Below are 16,154 nucleotides of genomic sequence, written 5' to 3' on the forward strand. Positions count from 1 at the left end.
CTGACGGTAAGCGGCAACGGACATTCTGCCCCATTCGTTATCGGCTATCTCAGAACCTACCGGCCGTTATTTTGCAAAGACTGACGCATCCAAAAGCCAAGGTATGGGAAACGTCGGCCGAGCGTAATTGGTGCTTTTCCATCACCGTTGAGGACCCGAGTGGACCTTATCATGTCTTTTTTGAGGTAAGACGCGCTGCGCACGAAAAGCGCCAATGGCAGGAGTTGAATCTGGTAGTGGAGAGTGCGTATCACGAAGGAAAAGGCGGCGGTCCAAACCTGAAAGGATCAATGGCCTTTGCACTACTGTGCGGTAAGGTCTACTTGCGTCAACCAACCGCAACCAAACGTTAGAGGGAGAAACGAAAAAAGACGCCATGAGCGTCTTTTTCGTATTCGATAAAACAGATCCGGACACCACTTTCGAACCGCCTTGCGCGATTACGGCTTTCACCGCTGGGAAGCGCTCAATCTCATCCGGTCAGTCGCTTCGATGGACCAATCATATTCGAGCATGACAGTGTCGTCAATTGCAGCCACGGTCAGGCGCAGCCTGCGATGAGACGCGGAAAAACGCCCCAGCTCATTTCCGCCCGGCAGCAAAGGCTTCCAGACTGAACCCCGCCGCCAGGGTTTCCTTGGCGCTCTTGCGCAATTTCTTGATCAGCCGCTCCTGGCGCAGGGCCTCGCCCTTGTCGCGGCAGGCCTCCACATACACCAGCGCGACCGCCGGGCTGGAATAGAAGAAGCGCGCGCCCTTGCCACTTTGATGGGAGGCAAACCGCCGCTGCGGGTCATCGCTGATCCCGCAATACAGCGAGCCATTGGCGGCCCGCACCAGATAGACAAACCAGGGTTTGACCGCAGGCGCCGCCGGCTCGGTCTCGGCACTGAGCGTTTCGCTGATGTTCACGTGACAAAGGGCTTGATCGCTATTGAGGCCGCGATCTTAGCAGAACCTAGCGGCTCGCCTGGAAGGCCTTCAAACCTTTCAGGGCCTGGGCACGCACGGCGTTCTTGACCAAGGGCGTCCAACCCAGCAACAAGCCCTTGGTCCCCAATGCCTGACGCGACCAGCGCCACAGGTCGAAGTGGTCATGGTGCTCGCAGATCTTGCCGTCGCGGAACACAAAACGCGCATTGATATCGTTGACCACGGTGTTACCGGTCTGGCTGAACAGATAGGTCGCGACCCAATGCGCGCCGCCGCTGCGCTCGTCGGCACGGACATTGTCGAAGGTCAGGGAAAAGTCCTTGGCCCGGCTGGCCAACATGCGCCACATATCGCCAGCATCACGGCCACGCAACTCACCGAACGCCGGATCACTGAACACCACATCCTCGGTGTAGCAGGCACTCATGGCCTCGGCATCCAGCCGTTGGAAGGCTTTATAGAACTCAGTAATCAACGCGCTGTGGGCATCACTCATGAACGGGCTCCGTGCAGGTAAAAGGATCGCCTGCACGATAGTCTGCAAATGCCCGGCTGACTATCGGCATTCGCGATCCGAATACCGGGAGTGTGGGGTGATTCAGAGTTTTTCGCAGGTGACCTGGACATAACGCGCCCGACCGGCACCGAGCCCGAAGACGATAGCGCCCAGGCCGATCACGCCGAAGATCCAGCCCAGTGCCTCCCAGCCCCCGGTGAGGTCATGCACCAACCCCACCGCGAACGGCCCCATGGACGCCAGGGTGTAACCGATACCCTGGGCCATGCCCGAGAGGTTCGCCGCCACATGGGCATCGCGCGAGCGCAATACAATCAGGGTCAGCGCCAGGCTGAAGGTCCCGCCCTGCCCCAAACCGAGCAGGATCGCCCAGCCCCAGAGCCCTTCGAGCGGCGCATACAAGCAACCGTACAGGCCGCCCAACGTCAGCACCATGACCACGACAATCGCCAGCCGCTGATCCTTGCCCCGCGTCGCCAGCCAGGGCGTCGCCAATGAACTGATCAGTTGGATCAGAATCGAGCCGGACAGCACGATCCCCGCCTGGGTGGCGCTCAGGCCACGTCCGATCAGCACCGAAGGCAACCAGCCGAAGACGATATAGGCCAGGGACGATTGCAACCCCATATACAGGGTGACCTGCCAGGCCAGCGGATCGCGCAGTAAACCGCGCACACGGTAGGCCACGTGATGGGCACCGTGTTTCTGCCCCACCTGCGGCAACCAGAAAATCGCCGCGACCAATGCGGGCACGACCCAGAACCCCAGGCCGATCGACCAGCTTTCGCCAAAGTGTTGACTCAGCGGCACCGTGGCCCCAGCCGCCAACGCCGCGCCCAAGCACAGGGCCATGGTATAGACACCGGTCATGGTCCCGGCCTGCTTCGCGAAGTCGCGTTTGACGATGCCGGGCAACAGCACACCGATCACCCCGATGCTCGCACCGGCCAGCACACTGCCGGCAAACAGACCGAACTCACCCAGGGAACTGCGCAGGATGATCCCGCCGGCCAGGGTCAGCAAAATTCCCAGCACCACCCGCTCGCTGCCGAAACGCCGGGCCAGCCATGGCGCCAGGGGCGCCGCCAGGCCGAGGCAGAGCACCGGCAAGGTGGTCAACAGACCGGCCTTGGCCGCCGACAAGCCCAGGCTGCGGGACACCTCGCCGAGCAACGGCGCCATGCTCGACAACGCCGGGCGCAGATTCAGGGCCACCAACACCAGGCCCAGCAGCAACAGCCAGGGCCGGCGCAATACGGGTTGTTGCTGCTGGACCAGATCGTCATCGGCCTCGGCATCGATCAGCAGTCGATCAAGCTCCACAGGCCGCGAGTCGGCACCGGGTTCTACAGGAGCACGGGACAGGGGGCTCTCGTTTTCAAGGTTCATTGATCAAGCTCCGGCACAAGGCCTTGGCGCGCTCGGGGTCCTGTTGCTCCACCGCGTCGAGCATGGCCACATGCAGGTCGAACACCGATTGACGACGGGGGGTGATATCCAGGGTCTGGCGCAGGGCGCCGGCGATCACGCTGGAAAAGTAGCGATACAGTTCGCTGAGCATGGGGTTGTGCGCGGCGTCGATCAGGCGCTGGTGAAACACCAGGTCACAGCTGATGTAGCTGTCGAGATCGCCGTGATAGTGGTCGCCGCAGACATGCAGGGCCTCGCGCAGCCCCTTGAGGTCGTCCTCGGTCCGCCGCAGCGCCGCCAGGCCGACGGCCTCGACCTCAAAGCTGTGCCGGGTCTCGCGGGCCTGGTCGAGGGAACAGCGCGACAACGCCTGCATGGTCGTCAGCGGATCGATGGTCGCCCGCAGGTAGCTGCCGTCGCCCTGGCGGATCTCGATCAACCCGGAAAACGCCAGTACCCGCAGGGCTTCACGCATGGTGTTGCGGCTGATGCCCAGCTCCGCGGCCAATTCCGGCTCAGTGGGCAACCGCTCACCCACGGCCCAGGTGCCACGGCTAATGCGTTCGCGCAATTGCTCCAGGGCCTGGTCGACCAGGGAGCGCTTGATAAGAGGAATGCTTTGAGACATGGAAACTCGCCCTAACATCCAGTCATAGGATGAATTAGCCAAAAGGTTACTCCAAACCTGACTGCGAGTTCAAGAACCAACGTTTTCTACAACAGCGGAAAGCCCCCTCTGATCGATAAAACCCAGGCAAAAAAAACCCGGACCAGGTCCGGGTTTTTCATTCAACGTCAGCCGATCAATGCAGGATCTGGCTCAGGAACAGCTTGGTCCGATCGTTCTGCGGGTTGTCGAAGAAGTCGTTCGGTGCAGCCTGTTCGACGATTTCACCCTTGTCCATGAAGATCACGCGGTTCGCCACGGTACGGGCGAAACCCATTTCGTGGGTAACGCAGAGCATGGTCATGCCGTCTTCGGCCAAACCGATCATGGTGTCCAGCACCTCTTTCACCATTTCCGGGTCGAGCGCCGAGGTCGGTTCGTCGAACAGCATGATTTTCGGCTTCATGCACAAGGCACGGGCAATCGCCACACGCTGCTGCTGACCACCGGACAACTGGCCCGGGAACTTGTGGGCCTGCTCCGGGATACGCACGCGCTCCAGGTAATGCATGGCGATTTCTTCCGCCTGGCGCTTGGGCATCTTGCGCACCCACATCGGTGCCAGGGTGCAGTTCTGCAGGATGGTCAGGTGCGGGAACAGATTGAAGTGCTGGAACACCATGCCGACTTCACGACGGATCGCTTCGATCTGCTTGAGGTCGTTGGTCAGTTCCACGCCATCGACCACGATGCGGCCCTGCTGGTGCTCTTCCAGACGGTTGAGGCAGCGGATGGTGGTCGACTTGCCCGAGCCCGACGGGCCGCAGAGGACGATACGTTCGCCCTGCTTGACGTTCAGGTTGATGTCTTTCAACACGTGGAACTGGCCGTACCACTTGTTCACGCCCTGCATCTGAATAATGCCTTCAGGACCCACAGGCTGTTTGATCGCTTCACTCATGACAAAACTCCTAACGCTTGTGGCCTGTGTCCAGCTTGCGTTCCAAATGCATGGAATAGCGGGACATACCAAAACAGAAAATCCAGAACACCAGGGCGGCGAACACGTAGCCTTCGGTGGCCATGCCCAACCATTTCGGGTCGGCGGCGGCTTGCTTGACGCTGTTGAGCAGGTCGAACAGGCCGATGATGATCACCAGGCTCGTGTCCTTGAACAGCGCAATCAAGGTGTTGACGATCCCCGGGATCACCAGCTTCAAGGCTTGCGGCAGAATCACCAGGCCCATGGCGCGCCAGTAACCCAGGCCCATGGCGGCAGCGGCTTCGTACTGGCCCTTGGGAATGGCTTGCAGGCCACCGCGAACCACTTCGGCGACATAGGCCGACTGGAACAGGATCACGCCGATCAGCGCCCGCAGCAGTTTGTCGAAGTTCATGCCTTCAGGCAGGAACAGCGGCAGCATCACCGAGGACATGAACAGTACGGTGATCAACGGCACACCACGCCAGAACTCGATGAAGGTCACGCAGACCACCTTCACCGCCGGCATGTTCGAACGCCGTCCCAACGCCAGCATGATCCCCAGCGGCAAGGCCCCGGCGATACCGACGGTGGCGATGACCAGGGTCAGCATCAGGCCGCCCCACTCGGTGGTGGCAACGCTGGGCAAGCCCAGGTAACCGCCGCGCAGCAGGGTGAAGGCGATGATCGGGTACAGCACCAGGAAACTCAGGCCGTAGATCGCCTTGCGCGGGAAGCGCGGGATGAACAACGGCGCCACGCCGATGATCGCCAGCAACACGGTCAGGTCCACGCGCCAGCGCATCACGGGCGGGTAGTAGCCATACATGAACTGGCCGAAACGCTGCTCGATAAACACCCAGCAGGCGCCGCTCTTGGTGCAGTCGGCGCGGGTGGTGCCGACCCAGTTGGCGTCCAGGATGGCCCAGTGCAGCAGCGGCGGGATGATCAGGTAGATCAGGTAGAAGGCGAACAGGGTCAGCAGCGTGTTGAGCCAGCTGGAGAACATGTTCGCCCGCATCCACGCCACCACGCCGATACTGTTGCTCGGTGGTGGCATGTCGGGTTTGAAAGTATGCGAACTCATGGGCGTTTCCTCACCGCTCGATCAGCGCAATGCGCTTGTTGTACCAGTTCATCAGCAGGGAAATGCTGATACTGATCGCCAGGTACACGCTCATGGTGATGGCAATGACTTCGATGGCCTGCCCGGTCTGGTTCAGCACCGTACCGGCAAACAGCGAAACCATTTCCGGGTAACCGATACCGGCGGCCAGGGACGAGTTCTTCGCCAGGTTCAGGTATTGGCTGGTCAGCGGTGGAATGATCACGCGCAGGGCTTGCGGGATGATCACCTTGCGCAGGGTCGGACCGTTACGCAGGCCCAGGGAGCGCGCCGCTTCGGTCTGGCCGTGGCTGACCGACTTGATGCCCGAGCGCACGATCTCGGCGATAAACGCCGCGGTGTACACCGTCAGGGCCAGGGTCAAGGCCAGCAGCTCTGGGATCAATACCCAACCGCCGACAAAGTTGAACCCTTGCAGCTGGGGCATCTCCCAATGCACGGGGGCACCGAAGACCAGGGCACACAATGCCGGGATCACCAGGAACAAGGCCAGGCCGGCCCAGAACTTGTGGAACGGCACGCCGGTTTCTTCGAAGCGCTTGGTCGCCCAGCGGCTCATCAGCACGATGGCCACGATGGCCAACACGACGCTGATCACGAACGGCCAGAACCCCGCGGAAGCAATAGCCGCTGGCATATTCAGGCCACGGCTGCTGACGAAGAACATATCCCAGAAGTTATGGCTGTTGCGCGGTCCCGGCATGGTCAGGAATACCGCGAAGTACCAGAACAGGATCTGCAGCAACGGCGGGATGTTACGGAACACCTCGATATAGACGGTGGCCAGCTTGTTGATCACCCAGTTCGACGACAGTCGCGAGACGCCGATGATGAACCCCAGCAGGGTCGCCAGGATAACGCCGATCACGGTCACCAGCAGGGTGTTGAGCAGGCCGATGACAAACACCCGGGCATAGCTGTCCGATTCGGTGTAGTCGATCAGGTGCTGAGCGATGCCGAAACCGGCACTGCGCTCAAGAAAGCCGAACCCCGAGGTAATGCCTCGGTGTTGCAGGTTGGTCTGGGTATTGTGAAACAGGTACCAGCCCAACGAGACCACCGCGACAATCGTGATGATCTGAAATAGCCACGCACGCACTTTGGGGTCGCTGAGACTGAGTCTCTGCTTGGGTGCGCCGATTTTATTTTGCATGAAGTGCCCCAGGAAAAACGGAACAAGAACATCGCCCGGCAGTTGGCCTGCCGGGCGATAGGTCAATCAGCGCACAGGTGGTGCGTATTGAATGCCGCCCTTGGTCCACAGAGCGTTCAGGCCACGGTCGATTTCCAGGGGAGTGCTCTTGCCGAGGTTTTTCTCGAAGATCTCGCCGTAGTTACCGACCTGGGAAACGATCTTGACGACCCAATCCTTCGGCAGTTTCAGGTCCTTGCCGTACTCGCCGTCGGCGCCCAGCAGACGAGCAACGTCCGGGTTCTTGGTCGACTTGGCTTCTTCCAGGACGTTTTTCGAAGTGATACCGGCTTCTTCGGTGTTGAGCAGCGCATAGCCGACCCAACGAACGATCTTGGTCCACTCTTCGTCGCCGTTACGCACCACTGGGCCCAGAGGCTCCTTGGAGATGGTTTCAGGCAGAACCACGTAGTCCTTCGGCGAGGCCAGCTTGCTGCGCTGGGCGAACAGCTGGGATTTGTCCGAGGTCAGTACGTCGCAACGACCGGATTCCAGCGACTTGGCGCTTTCGTCGGAGGTGTCGAAGGTGATCGGGGTGTACTTCAGGCCATTGGCGCGGAAGTAGTCGGACACGTTCAGCTCGGTGGTGGTACCGGCCTGGATGCAGATGGTCGCGCCATCCAGTTCCTTGGCACTTTTCACGCCCAGTTTGGTGTTGGCCAGGAAGCCGACGCCATCGTAGTAGGTGATGAAGCCCGGGAAGATCAGGCCCATGCCGGCGTCGCGGGAGCTGGTCATGGTGGTATTACGCGACAGGATGTCGATTTCGCCGGATTGCAGCGCGGTGAAGCGCTCCTTGGCGTTCAACTGGCTGAACTTGACCTTGGTCGCGTCGCCGAAAACGGCAGCGGCCACGGCACGGCAGACGTCAGCGTCAATACCGACGATCTTGCCGGAAGCATCAGGCACCGAGAAGCCCGGCAAGCCGTCACTCACGCCACATTGAACAAAACCCTTCTTCTGTACGGCATCCAGGGTAGCGCCCGCTTGCGCGAAACCGCTGACGCCCAGTACGACGGCTGCAGTCACGACTGCCAGGGTGGATTTCAACATCTTCATTCAAACCTCCAGTTGCTCTTGTTGTGTCGGAGCTAGAGTCTAGCCGCACCCTTATGAGGCGTTGTTAACCCGTGCTGGCTTTTTTTTGGGTCAAGCGGCTAAAGACTTGAGCTATGAGTTTAGTAGGAGAAAGTCTCCCGTCTGTAAAACTCACCGCCCACCAAATTGGCCGAACGGGCCTCAGCCCTTTCCAGATTCGCTAAAGCCCTGCCGGCCCTCGGCGAACGTGAATCAGAACCCGCCGAGACGGATTCATTTGCTATCCCACGGCCAGCGGTAGACTGATAGTGTTACCGCCAGGGGTGAATGCATTCACTCGGTTCTCCCATAGCAAAGCCCGTACCATAGTGGCGGCTAAAGCGATTCAGCCACAGGTCAATAGAAAAACATTCAACAACGCGACATTTTATTAACAAATCAACTCTTTACGCACCATCACCGCGCACACATCTGGAGCGCACGCACACTAATGGAGCACACATGACTGAGCCGCTGATCATTCACCCCGCCAAGACCGCAGACGCCTGTGTTATCTGGCTTCACGGCCTGGGGGCCGACCGTTACGACTTCCTGCCGGTGGCCGAGACGCTGCAGGAGAGCCTGACGAGCACGCGCTTCGTCCTGCCCCAGGCGCCGACCCGCGCCGTGACCATCAATGGCGGCTACGCCATGCCCAGCTGGTATGACATCAAGGCCATGAGCCCGGCGCGTTCGATCAGTTTTGAAGAGCTTGAAGAATCCGCAGCGACCGTCATCGAATTGCTGGAAGCCCAGCGGGCTGCGGGTATCGACCCTTCGAGGATCTTCCTCGCTGGCTTTTCCCAGGGTGGCGCCGTGGTGCTGCACACCGCCTACCTGAGGTGGCAAGGCGCCCTCGGCGGCGTGCTGGCGCTCTCGACCTATGCCCCGACCTTCAGCGACTCCCTGCAACTTTCCGCCAGCCAACAGCGAATTCCGGCCCTCTGCCTGCATGGCCACTATGACGAGGTGGTCCAGAACGCCATGGGTCGAACCGCCTATGAGCACCTGAAGCGCCTTGATGTCACCGTGACATGGCAGGAATACCCAATGGGCCACGAAGTGTTACCCGAGGAAATCCAGGACATCGGTACCTGGCTGGCCGCTCGTTTGCGCTGATATCGGTAACGCACTACGCCGCGCCCGATTCTTGCATTACACTGGCCGGCGTACATTCCTTAACCAAATTAACGAGATGACCGTGCTCAAAGCACTCAAAAAAATATTCGGTAAAAGCGAGGCTGAGCAGCTCGCACCAGGCTCCAGCGCCCCTGTTCCCAACTCCGATAGCCGCCACCACGGCCAACCTGCGGAGCTCGCCGAGCCTGTCGCCAAACCGAAAGCCCCGGCCGCCATCCCGGAACAGCCCGCTGCGGCGGTTGAGGCGCCACGCGTCGAACAGCCGAAAGCCGAGCAACCGCGCCGTGAACGAGCGCCGAAGCCTCCCGTCAAACCCTGGAAACTCGAGGACTTCGTCGTCGAGCCCCAGGAAGGCAAGACCCGCTTCCACGATTTCAAGCTGGCGCCCGAGTTGATGCACGCCATCCAGGACCTCGGTTTCCCTTATTGCACGCCGATCCAGGCGCAGGTCCTGGGCTTTACCCTGGCCGGCAAGGACGCCATCGGTCGCGCCCAGACCGGTACCGGCAAGACCGCCGCGTTCCTGATCTCGATCATCACCCAGCTGTTGCAGACCCCACCGCCGAAAGAACGCTACATGGGTGAGCCGCGGGCGCTGATCATCGCGCCGACCCGCGAGCTGGTGGTGCAGATCGCCAAGGACGCCGCCGACCTGACCAAGTACACCGGCCTCAACGTCATGCAGTTCGTCGGTGGCATGGACTTCGACAAACAGCTCAAGCTGCTCGAAGCCCGTCACTGCGACATCCTGGTCGCCACGCCTGGCCGCCTGCTGGACTTCAACCAGCGCGGCGAAGTGCACCTGGACATGGTCGAAGTGATGGTCCTGGACGAAGCCGACCGCATGCTCGACATGGGTTTTATCCCCCAGGTCCGGCAGATCATCCGCCAGACCCCGCCGAAGAACGAACGCCAGACCCTGCTGTTCTCGGCCACCTTCACCGAAGACGTGATGAACCTGGCCAAGCAATGGACCACCGACCCGTCCATTGTCGAGATCGAAGCGCTGAGCCCGGCCAACGCCAACGTCGAACAGCACGTCTACGCCGTGGCCGGTGCCGACAAGTACAAGCTGCTCTACAACCTGGTCACCGACAATGGTTGGGAGCGGGTGATGGTCTTCGCCAACCGCAAGGACGAAGTGCGGCGGATCGAGGAACGCCTGGTACGCGACGGCGTCAATGCCGCGCAATTGTCCGGCGACGTACCGCAGCACAAGCGCATCAAGACCCTGGAAGGTTTCCGCGAAGGCAAGATCCGCGTGCTGGTGGCCACCGATGTGGCCGGGCGCGGGATTCATATCGACGGCATCAGCCACGTGATCAACTTCACCCTGCCGGAAGTGCCGGACGACTACGTCCACCGCATCGGCCGGACCGGACGAGCGGGCGCCGACGGCGTGTCCATCAGCTTCGCCGGTGAAGACGACTCCTACCAGCTGCCAGCGATCGAGACCCTCCTCGGGCACAAGATCAGCTGCGAAATGCCACCCACCGAGCTGTTGCGGCCGGTGGTGCGCCAGCGTCCGGCCTGATCGCCCAGGCCGAAAGGCACGCTGCACGACAAAACGTCGCCCGATACCCGGCGGCGTTTTTTTTCGTCCGGAGATTGCCAAATTAAACTAAAAGTCCATAATAGACAAATTAGTTTATAAAAATCATTCGGGAGCACCCCATGTCCGGCCACACCCCCTACGTGATCGACCGCCAGCAGGCCCATCGACTCCTGCAGCAGATCGACGTGCCGCAGATCCTGCACAAACTGTTTCGCGACCTGGCGGCCGGGCAGGCGGTGCAACCGGCGCAGCAGCTGGTGGAGTTCCCACAGGGTGCCGGCGACTTTATCAACTACCTCGGTGTGCTGGCCGACGACCAGGTCTATGGCGTCAAGACCTCGCCCTATATCGTCCGCGAGCAGGGTCCGCTGGTGACCGCCTGGACCCTGCTGATGTCCATGCAGACCGGCCAGCCGCTGCTGCTCTGCGATGCCGGCGAACTGACCACCGCGCGCACTGCGGCGACCACCGCCGTGGCCGTGGACGCCCTGGCTCCGCTGGACGCCAAACGCCTGGCCATCGTCGGCAGCGGTCCGGTGGCCCAGGCCCATCTGCACTACGCCAAGGGGCTGCGCGATTGGCAGGACATCAGCCTCTACTCGCCCAATGTGAGTGCCGACAAGCGCGCACGCCTGAACGACATCGAGCCCCGTCTGCGGATCGTCGAACACCTGGAGCAAGTCCTGGACGACGCCGACGTCATCCTGCTCTGCACCTCCTCGGCGACCCCGGTCATGGACCCGAGCCAGCTGCGCAAGCCGGCGCTGATCACCTCCATCAGTACCAATGCCGTGCGCGCCCACGAGGTGCCGCCGCAGGCACTGAGCGACATGCAGGTCTACTGCGACTATCGCAAGACCACACCGGGTTCGGCTGGAGAAATGCTGATTGCCGCCAGCCAGCACGGCTGGGACGCCGGGCAGATCCATGGCGACCTGGCCGAATTGCTGAGCGAGCAGACACCCCGGCCGACCTACGAACGCCATGTGTTCTTCCGCTCCATCGGCCTGGGCCTGGAAGACATCGCCCTGGCCAATGCGCTTTATCATCTGCATCACAAGGCAAGCTGAACACCAGCTCCCACAGGTTACGCATACAGCCTTTAGACCCCAGCAGGAGGCCTTGAATGAATCAGGCAGACTTCATCATCATCGGCGGCGGCATTGCCGGCGCCTCCACCGGTTTCTGGCTGGCCCGGCATGGCCGGGTGATCGTGCTCGAGCGGGAATCGCACCCGGGCTATCACTCCACCGGACGTTCCGCCGCCCTCTACACCGCTGCCTACGGCACACCCCAGGTGCGCGCCCTGACCCTCGCCAGCCGGGCCTTCTTCGACGCCCCACCGCCCGGCTTCGCCGAACACCCGCTACTGACCCCACGGGGCGAAATGACCGTGGACTTCACGGGCGACCCGGACGAATTGCAACAGCAATACCTCAGCGCCAAAGCCAGCGTGCCCGAGATGCAGTTGCTCAGCGCCGACGAGGCCTGCGCCCGCCTTCCGATCCTGCGCCGGGAAAAGGTCCACGGGGCGATCTACGACCCCAGCGCCAGCGACATCGACACCGACGCCCTGCACCAGGGCTATCTGCGTGGTATCCGCCGCCAGCAGGGGGAGATTCACACCGACTGTGAAGTCCTTGGCCTAGAGCGCGATGCCGACGGCCTGTGGCAGGTCCGCACCGCCGGGCAAACCTTCAGCGCCAAGGTGCTGATCAACGCCGCCGGCGCCTGGGCCGACCAGATCGGCGAACTGGCCGGTGCCCGTCCCCTGGGCCTGCAGCCCAAGCGCCGCGCGGCCTTTATCTTCGCCCCGCCCGAAGGCCTGGATAACCACGACTGGCCGATGCTGGTCAGCCTCGACGAATCCTTCTATATGAAGCCGGATGCCGGCATGTTCCTCGGCTCGCCGGCCAACGCCGACCCGGTCGAGCCCCACGACGTGCAGCCCGAAGAACTGGATATCGCCATGGGCATCTACCAGATCGAGGAAGCCACTACCCTGACCATCCGCCGCCCGACCCGCACCTGGGCCGGCCTGCGCAGTTTTGTCAGCGACGGCAATCTGGTCTCCGGTTTCGATCCCCTGGTCCCCGACCTGTTCTGGGTCGCGGCCCAGGGCGGCTACGGCATCCAGACTTCACCGGCGATGGGCCAGGCCAGTGCGGCGCTGGTGCGTGGCGAAGCCTTGCCCGAGCAGCTCGCGCAGTTCGGACTCGACGCCGCGATGCTTTCCCCTGCCCGTCTCGGATGACGACTGGCGCTGATTGCGGCACACTCGTTAGTACGCCCGTACCCGGGGCGCTACCCTTTCGCCGCTCGGTGATCAGGCCAACCTCCTGCGAGGCGACCGGATCACCGCACCAGCTGTTTTCCTTCGGCTCCCCCCCCAAGGATGCTGAAGTTGCCTGGAGAATCACCATGACAGCCAAACAGGCTCCCGCCCTGGATAACTTCCGGGCGATCGCCGATGCCATCGCCACGTTATTCTTCCCCCATGCCGAAGTGGTGCTGCACGACTTGCACACGCAACGGATCGACTACATCGCCAACAACATCTCCAAACGCGAGATCGGCGATGACGCGGCGCTGGAAGACATGCTTGAGGAAGGCATCAACGAGCGCAATATCGGTCCTTACGAGAAACTCAACTGGGACGGCCAGAAGATTCGCAGCGTCAGCACCATACTGCACGACGCCCAGGGCACGCCGTTGGCGGTGCTGTGCATCAACCTGAATATTTCCCTGTTCGAAAGCGCCAGGGCGGCGCTGGATCTGTTCCTCTCACCGAACAAACTGATCCCACAGCCCGATGCGCTGTTTCGCGATGACTGGCAGGAGCGGATCAATACCTTCCTGCACAGCTGGCTGCGTCAGCGGCAGTTGGGACTGAATCTGCTGACCCGCGACCACAAGCGCGAACTGGTGCTGGCGCTGCACGCCGAGGGCGCGTTCAAGGGCAAGAGCGCGGCCAACTATGTAGCCAATGTACTGAATATGGGCCGGGCGACGGTGTACAAACACCTGAAGGAGTTGAAGGCGGAGGTTTGAGGGCTCCCCATCGTCAATGTGATGTGAGTAGCCGATATTGATGCCAACACCGAACCTTGTAGGAGCAGGGCTTGCCCGCGAAGCTTTTGGCGGCCTCAAGGGCCCCTTCGCGGGCAAGCCGGGACGCCGGACCGCCTGCTCCTACAGGACCGTGTTCAGCCTTAAGTAACGGATATTGAAATTACGCCACGGTGCTACCCATCAGTCGCCGTAGATATCCGTCTTGAAGTACTTGCCCTCGATCTTCTGGTACTCGCCGCTGGTGCGCAGCCCGTCGATGGCCTTGTTCAGTTTGCTTACCAGCTCGGTGTTACCTTTGCGCACTGCGATCCCGGCGCCCTCGCCCACATACTTCGGATCTTTCAGCTCCGGCCCGACAAAGGCGTAACCGGCGCCGCGCGGCATCGAGAGGAAATCGTCCAGCGGGATGGTGTCGGCAAAGATCGCGTCCAGACGCCCGGACGCCAGGTCCATGTAGATTTCTTCGTTGTTGCTGTAGCGCATCACCTTGATGCCCAACGGCTCGAAGACTTCCGTGGCGTAACGGTCGGTGGTGGTGGAACGCTGCACACCGACGGTCTTGCCCTTCAGGCTGGCGTACTTGTCATCCACCACCGCGCCCTTCTTCATCACCAGGCGCGAGGACGTGAAGTAGTACTTGTGGGTGAAATCCACCGACTTCTTGCGCTCATCAGTGATGGTCATGGACGACAGCGCCGCGTCGATCTTCTTGACCTTCAAGGCCGGGATCAGGCCGTCGAACTCGCCTTCGATCCACTCGCACTTGACCTTCATCTGCGCGCACAGCGCATTGCCGATGTCGTAGTCGAAACCGACGATGGTGCCTTCGGCGGTCTTCGAAGCAAAGGGCGGGTATGCCGCCTCGATGCCGATACGCAAGGTCGGCTCGGCGGCAAACGCCGTGCTGCTGGCCAGCAGGCCCAATGCCAGGCCGCCGATCAGGGTGAACTTCTTCATGCTGGAACTCCCGCTCTTTATTTGAGGTGTTGTGGCAAGACAGTAGAAGGAAGACGATAACGCTATTTTGTACTTATAAATCCATCGTGGACTTATTAGTACAAATCGTCAACGAACAAATGCGTGCACTCTGTCAGAAAGCCATGCACGGATGAATGTTTGAGGGTGCCCGAATGGGCGGCGTAAGGTTCGAGGGCCTCTTCGCGGGCAAGCCCTGCTCCTACAAAGTGAGGTCGTTCACCGGCTTTGTGTACGACACCGCACTGTAGGAGCAGGGCTTGCCCGCGAAGAGGCCGGTTCAAACAATGCAAGACTCGGGAGCACCACATTGGCCTGCGCCGATCTCATAGACGCAAACCACTACTTCCAGCGCTCTGCCGCTGCCTGGTCGCTGACGCGCCCCTCGACCCAGCGCGGGCCGTCGGCGGTGTTTTCCTTTTTCCAGAATGGCGCCTGGGTTTTCAGGTAGTCCATGACGAAATTGCAGGCATCGAACGCGGCCTGACGATGGGCACTGGTGACCCCGACAAACACGATGGGCTCACCCGGCTCCAGGGCGCCGACCCGGTGCAGCACTTCCAGCCCGAGCAACGGCCAGCGTTCATGGGCTTGCGTGACAATCTTGCCCAGGGCCTTTTCGGTCATCCCCGGATAATGTTCGAGGAACATCCCCGCTACTTCACGCCCGTCGTTGAAGTCGCGCACGTAGCCGACAAAACTCACCACCGCGCCGATCCCCAGGTTGGCGGCATGCAGGGCATTGACCTCAGCCCCCGGATCGAACGCCTGCACCTGCACCCGAATCGCCATTTCAGCCTCCGGTCACCGTGGGAAAAAACGCCACTTCGTCGCCATCGGCCAACGGCTCGGCGAGGGAGCACAGGTCCTCGTTGCGCGCGCACATCAGGTTCTGTTCGCCAAGGACCTGTGTGTCCTCTCGTAACAGCAGGAACCGGCGGACATCATCGACGCTGGTGAAGTCCCCCTCCACCGCCAACTCATCCATCCCGAGCACTTCACGATAACGGGCAAAGAACTTCACCACGATCTTCATGGCGCATCCGCCAGGTAGTGCCCGCTCTTGCCGCCGAGCTTTTCCAGCAGGCAGACGTTTTCGATGATCATGCCGCGGTCCACCGCCTTGCACATGTCATAGATCGTCAGCGCCGCGACACTCGCCGCCGTCAGCGCTTCCATCTCCACGCCAGTCTGCCCGGACAGCTTGCAGCGCGCGACGATGCGCACGGCATCCTCGCCGTCGGCACTCAGCTCGACCTTGACGCTGGTGAGCATCAGCGGATGACAGAGGGGAATCAGCTCGGAAGTTTTCTTCGCCGCCTGGATACCGGCGATCCGCGCCACGGCGAACACATCGCCCTTGGGGTGGCCGCCGCTGACGATCATTTGCAGGGTCTCGGGCAACATGCGCACACGGGCCTGGGCCACCGCCTCGCGGAAGGTCACGGCCTTGTCGGTGACGTCGACCATATTGGCGCGACCTTGGGAATCGAGATGAGTCAGCACAGCGATACTCCTGATCAGGAGCGTCGATTGTAAACCTGCGGGTCAGCTTTGCGCGACAGGGC

General features: G+C 61.3%; 17 protein-coding genes and 1 pseudogene. 6 read left to right on the forward strand and 12 right to left on the reverse strand.

Features of this window, described 5'->3' with window-relative positions; all coding sequences use genetic code 11:
- Positions 1-353 (forward strand): annotated as a pseudogene (locus tag M5C56_RS20860) (hypothetical protein); the annotation flags it as partial.
- Positions 354-582: 229 nt separating this feature from the next.
- Here the strand turns inward: M5C56_RS20860 and M5C56_RS20865 are convergent.
- From M5C56_RS20865 to M5C56_RS20900, 8 genes are all read right to left on the reverse strand, one after another.
- The gene (locus M5C56_RS20865; RefSeq protein ID WP_100941828.1) at positions 583-912 is read right to left on the reverse strand and encodes a GIY-YIG nuclease family protein; all 330 of its coding nucleotides are present in this window, start codon (positions 910-912) and stop codon (positions 583-585) included.
- Positions 913-958: 46 nt separating this feature from the next.
- Complete coding sequence (locus tag M5C56_RS20870; protein ID WP_103499301.1) at positions 959-1,429, reverse strand: nuclear transport factor 2 family protein; 471 nt, start codon at positions 1,427-1,429, stop codon at positions 959-961.
- Positions 1,430-1,531: 102 nt separating this feature from the next.
- Positions 1,532-2,839, reverse strand: coding sequence for a CynX/NimT family MFS transporter (locus M5C56_RS20875; protein ID WP_103499300.1), 1,308 nt, complete (start codon positions 2,837-2,839; stop codon positions 1,532-1,534).
- The gene (locus M5C56_RS20880; RefSeq protein WP_103499299.1) at positions 2,829-3,488 is read right to left on the reverse strand and encodes a FadR/GntR family transcriptional regulator; all 660 of its coding nucleotides are present in this window, start codon (positions 3,486-3,488) and stop codon (positions 2,829-2,831) included. Before M5C56_RS20880 ends, M5C56_RS20875 begins: the two co-directional genes overlap by 11 nt.
- Before the next feature lie 175 nt (positions 3,489-3,663).
- Entirely contained in the window at positions 3,664-4,428 is a 765-nt protein-coding gene (locus M5C56_RS20885; protein WP_103499298.1) for an amino acid ABC transporter ATP-binding protein, read from the reverse strand.
- Between the two features lie 10 nt (positions 4,429-4,438).
- A complete protein-coding gene (locus M5C56_RS20890) occupies positions 4,439-5,536 on the reverse strand; it encodes an amino acid ABC transporter permease (protein ID WP_103499297.1) in 1,098 nt (365 codons plus the stop codon).
- A gap of 10 nt (positions 5,537-5,546) precedes the next feature.
- Positions 5,547-6,728 carry an amino acid ABC transporter permease gene (locus tag M5C56_RS20895; RefSeq protein ID WP_103499302.1) on the reverse strand — a complete coding sequence of 394 codons (1,182 nt, stop codon included), beginning with the start codon at positions 6,726-6,728 and terminating at the stop codon, positions 5,547-5,549.
- A gap of 66 nt (positions 6,729-6,794) precedes the next feature.
- On the reverse strand, positions 6,795-7,826 hold the full coding sequence (locus M5C56_RS20900) for an amino acid ABC transporter substrate-binding protein (RefSeq protein WP_103499296.1): 1,032 nt from the start codon (positions 7,824-7,826) through the stop codon (positions 6,795-6,797).
- 480 nt (positions 7,827-8,306) lie between these two features.
- Here M5C56_RS20900 and M5C56_RS20905 point away from each other — a divergent pair, with 480 nt between their 5' ends.
- From M5C56_RS20905 to M5C56_RS20925, 5 genes are all read left to right on the forward strand, one after another.
- On the forward strand, positions 8,307-8,963 hold the full coding sequence (locus M5C56_RS20905; protein WP_103499295.1) for an alpha/beta fold hydrolase: 657 nt from the start codon (positions 8,307-8,309) through the stop codon (positions 8,961-8,963).
- A 76-nt stretch (positions 8,964-9,039) separates the two neighbouring features.
- Positions 9,040-10,518, forward strand: a complete 1,479-nt coding sequence (gene rhlB, locus M5C56_RS20910; RefSeq protein ID WP_103499294.1) for an ATP-dependent RNA helicase RhlB — start codon at positions 9,040-9,042, stop codon at positions 10,516-10,518.
- 140 nt (positions 10,519-10,658) lie between these two features.
- Entirely contained in the window at positions 10,659-11,609 is a 951-nt protein-coding gene (locus M5C56_RS20915; RefSeq protein WP_103499293.1) for an ornithine cyclodeaminase family protein, read from the forward strand.
- Positions 11,610-11,665: 56 nt separating this feature from the next.
- A complete protein-coding gene (locus M5C56_RS20920; protein ID WP_103499292.1) occupies positions 11,666-12,793 on the forward strand; it encodes an FAD-binding oxidoreductase in 1,128 nt (375 codons plus the stop codon).
- 167 nt (positions 12,794-12,960) lie between these two features.
- On the forward strand, positions 12,961-13,590 hold the full coding sequence (locus tag M5C56_RS20925; protein WP_103499291.1) for a PAS domain-containing protein: 630 nt from the start codon (positions 12,961-12,963) through the stop codon (positions 13,588-13,590).
- A gap of 201 nt (positions 13,591-13,791) precedes the next feature.
- Here the strand turns inward: M5C56_RS20925 and M5C56_RS20930 are convergent, their stop codons facing one another.
- The 4 genes from M5C56_RS20930 to moaC form a co-directional block, all read right to left on the reverse strand.
- Positions 13,792-14,568 (reverse strand): ABC transporter substrate-binding protein, encoded by a 777-nt coding sequence (locus tag M5C56_RS20930; RefSeq protein WP_103499842.1) that lies wholly within the window; start codon positions 14,566-14,568, stop codon positions 13,792-13,794.
- 360 nt (positions 14,569-14,928) lie between these two features.
- Entirely contained in the window at positions 14,929-15,378 is a 450-nt protein-coding gene (moaE, locus tag M5C56_RS20935; protein WP_103498876.1) for a molybdopterin synthase catalytic subunit MoaE, read from the reverse strand.
- A 1-nt stretch (position 15,379) separates the two neighbouring features.
- Entirely contained in the window at positions 15,380-15,622 is a 243-nt protein-coding gene (locus M5C56_RS20940) for a MoaD/ThiS family protein (protein ID WP_103498875.1), read from the reverse strand.
- Complete coding sequence (moaC, locus tag M5C56_RS20945; RefSeq protein WP_100941813.1) at positions 15,619-16,092, reverse strand: cyclic pyranopterin monophosphate synthase MoaC; 474 nt, start codon at positions 16,090-16,092, stop codon at positions 15,619-15,621. The genes M5C56_RS20940 and moaC overlap by 4 nt, the downstream gene beginning before the upstream one ends.
- Between the last annotated feature and the right edge of the window lie 62 nt (positions 16,093-16,154).

Origin of the sequence: Pseudomonas sp. MWU13-2862 (assembly GCF_023242495.1) — a bacterium.
Lineage (GTDB): Bacteria > Pseudomonadota > Gammaproteobacteria > Pseudomonadales > Pseudomonadaceae > Aquipseudomonas > Aquipseudomonas gingeri_D.

Bases quoted from the DNA above. Each gene is read 5' to 3' on its own strand.
- M5C56_RS20870 (WP_103499301.1), bottom strand. From the start codon at position 1,429: ATGAGTGATGCCCACAGCGCGTTGATTACTGAGTTCTATAAAGCCTTC.
- M5C56_RS20875 (WP_103499300.1), bottom strand. From the start codon at position 2,839: ATGAACCTTGAAAACGAGAGCCCCCTGTCCCGTGCTCCTGTAGAACCC.
- M5C56_RS20880 (WP_103499299.1), bottom strand. From the start codon at position 3,488: ATGTCTCAAAGCATTCCTCTTATCAAGCGCTCCCTGGTCGACCAGGCC.
- M5C56_RS20885 (WP_103499298.1), bottom strand. From the start codon at position 4,428: ATGAGTGAAGCGATCAAACAGCCTGTGGGTCCTGAAGGCATTATTCAG.
- M5C56_RS20890 (WP_103499297.1), bottom strand. From the start codon at position 5,536: ATGAGTTCGCATACTTTCAAACCCGACATGCCACCACCGAGCAACAGT.
- M5C56_RS20895 (WP_103499302.1), bottom strand. From the start codon at position 6,728: ATGCAAAATAAAATCGGCGCACCCAAGCAGAGACTCAGTCTCAGCGAC.
- M5C56_RS20900 (WP_103499296.1), bottom strand. From the start codon at position 7,826: ATGAAGATGTTGAAATCCACCCTGGCAGTCGTGACTGCAGCCGTCGTA.
- M5C56_RS20905 (WP_103499295.1), top strand. From the start codon at position 8,307: ATGACTGAGCCGCTGATCATTCACCCCGCCAAGACCGCAGACGCCTGT.
- rhlB (WP_103499294.1), top strand. From the start codon at position 9,040: ATGACCGTGCTCAAAGCACTCAAAAAAATATTCGGTAAAAGCGAGGCT.
- M5C56_RS20915 (WP_103499293.1), top strand. From the start codon at position 10,659: ATGTCCGGCCACACCCCCTACGTGATCGACCGCCAGCAGGCCCATCGA.
- M5C56_RS20920 (WP_103499292.1), top strand. From the start codon at position 11,666: ATGAATCAGGCAGACTTCATCATCATCGGCGGCGGCATTGCCGGCGCC.
- M5C56_RS20925 (WP_103499291.1), top strand. From the start codon at position 12,961: ATGACAGCCAAACAGGCTCCCGCCCTGGATAACTTCCGGGCGATCGCC.
- M5C56_RS20930 (WP_103499842.1), bottom strand. From the start codon at position 14,568: ATGAAGAAGTTCACCCTGATCGGCGGCCTGGCATTGGGCCTGCTGGCC.
- moaE (WP_103498876.1), bottom strand. From the start codon at position 15,378: ATGGCGATTCGGGTGCAGGTGCAGGCGTTCGATCCGGGGGCTGAGGTC.
- M5C56_RS20940 (WP_103498875.1), bottom strand. From the start codon at position 15,622: ATGAAGATCGTGGTGAAGTTCTTTGCCCGTTATCGTGAAGTGCTCGGG.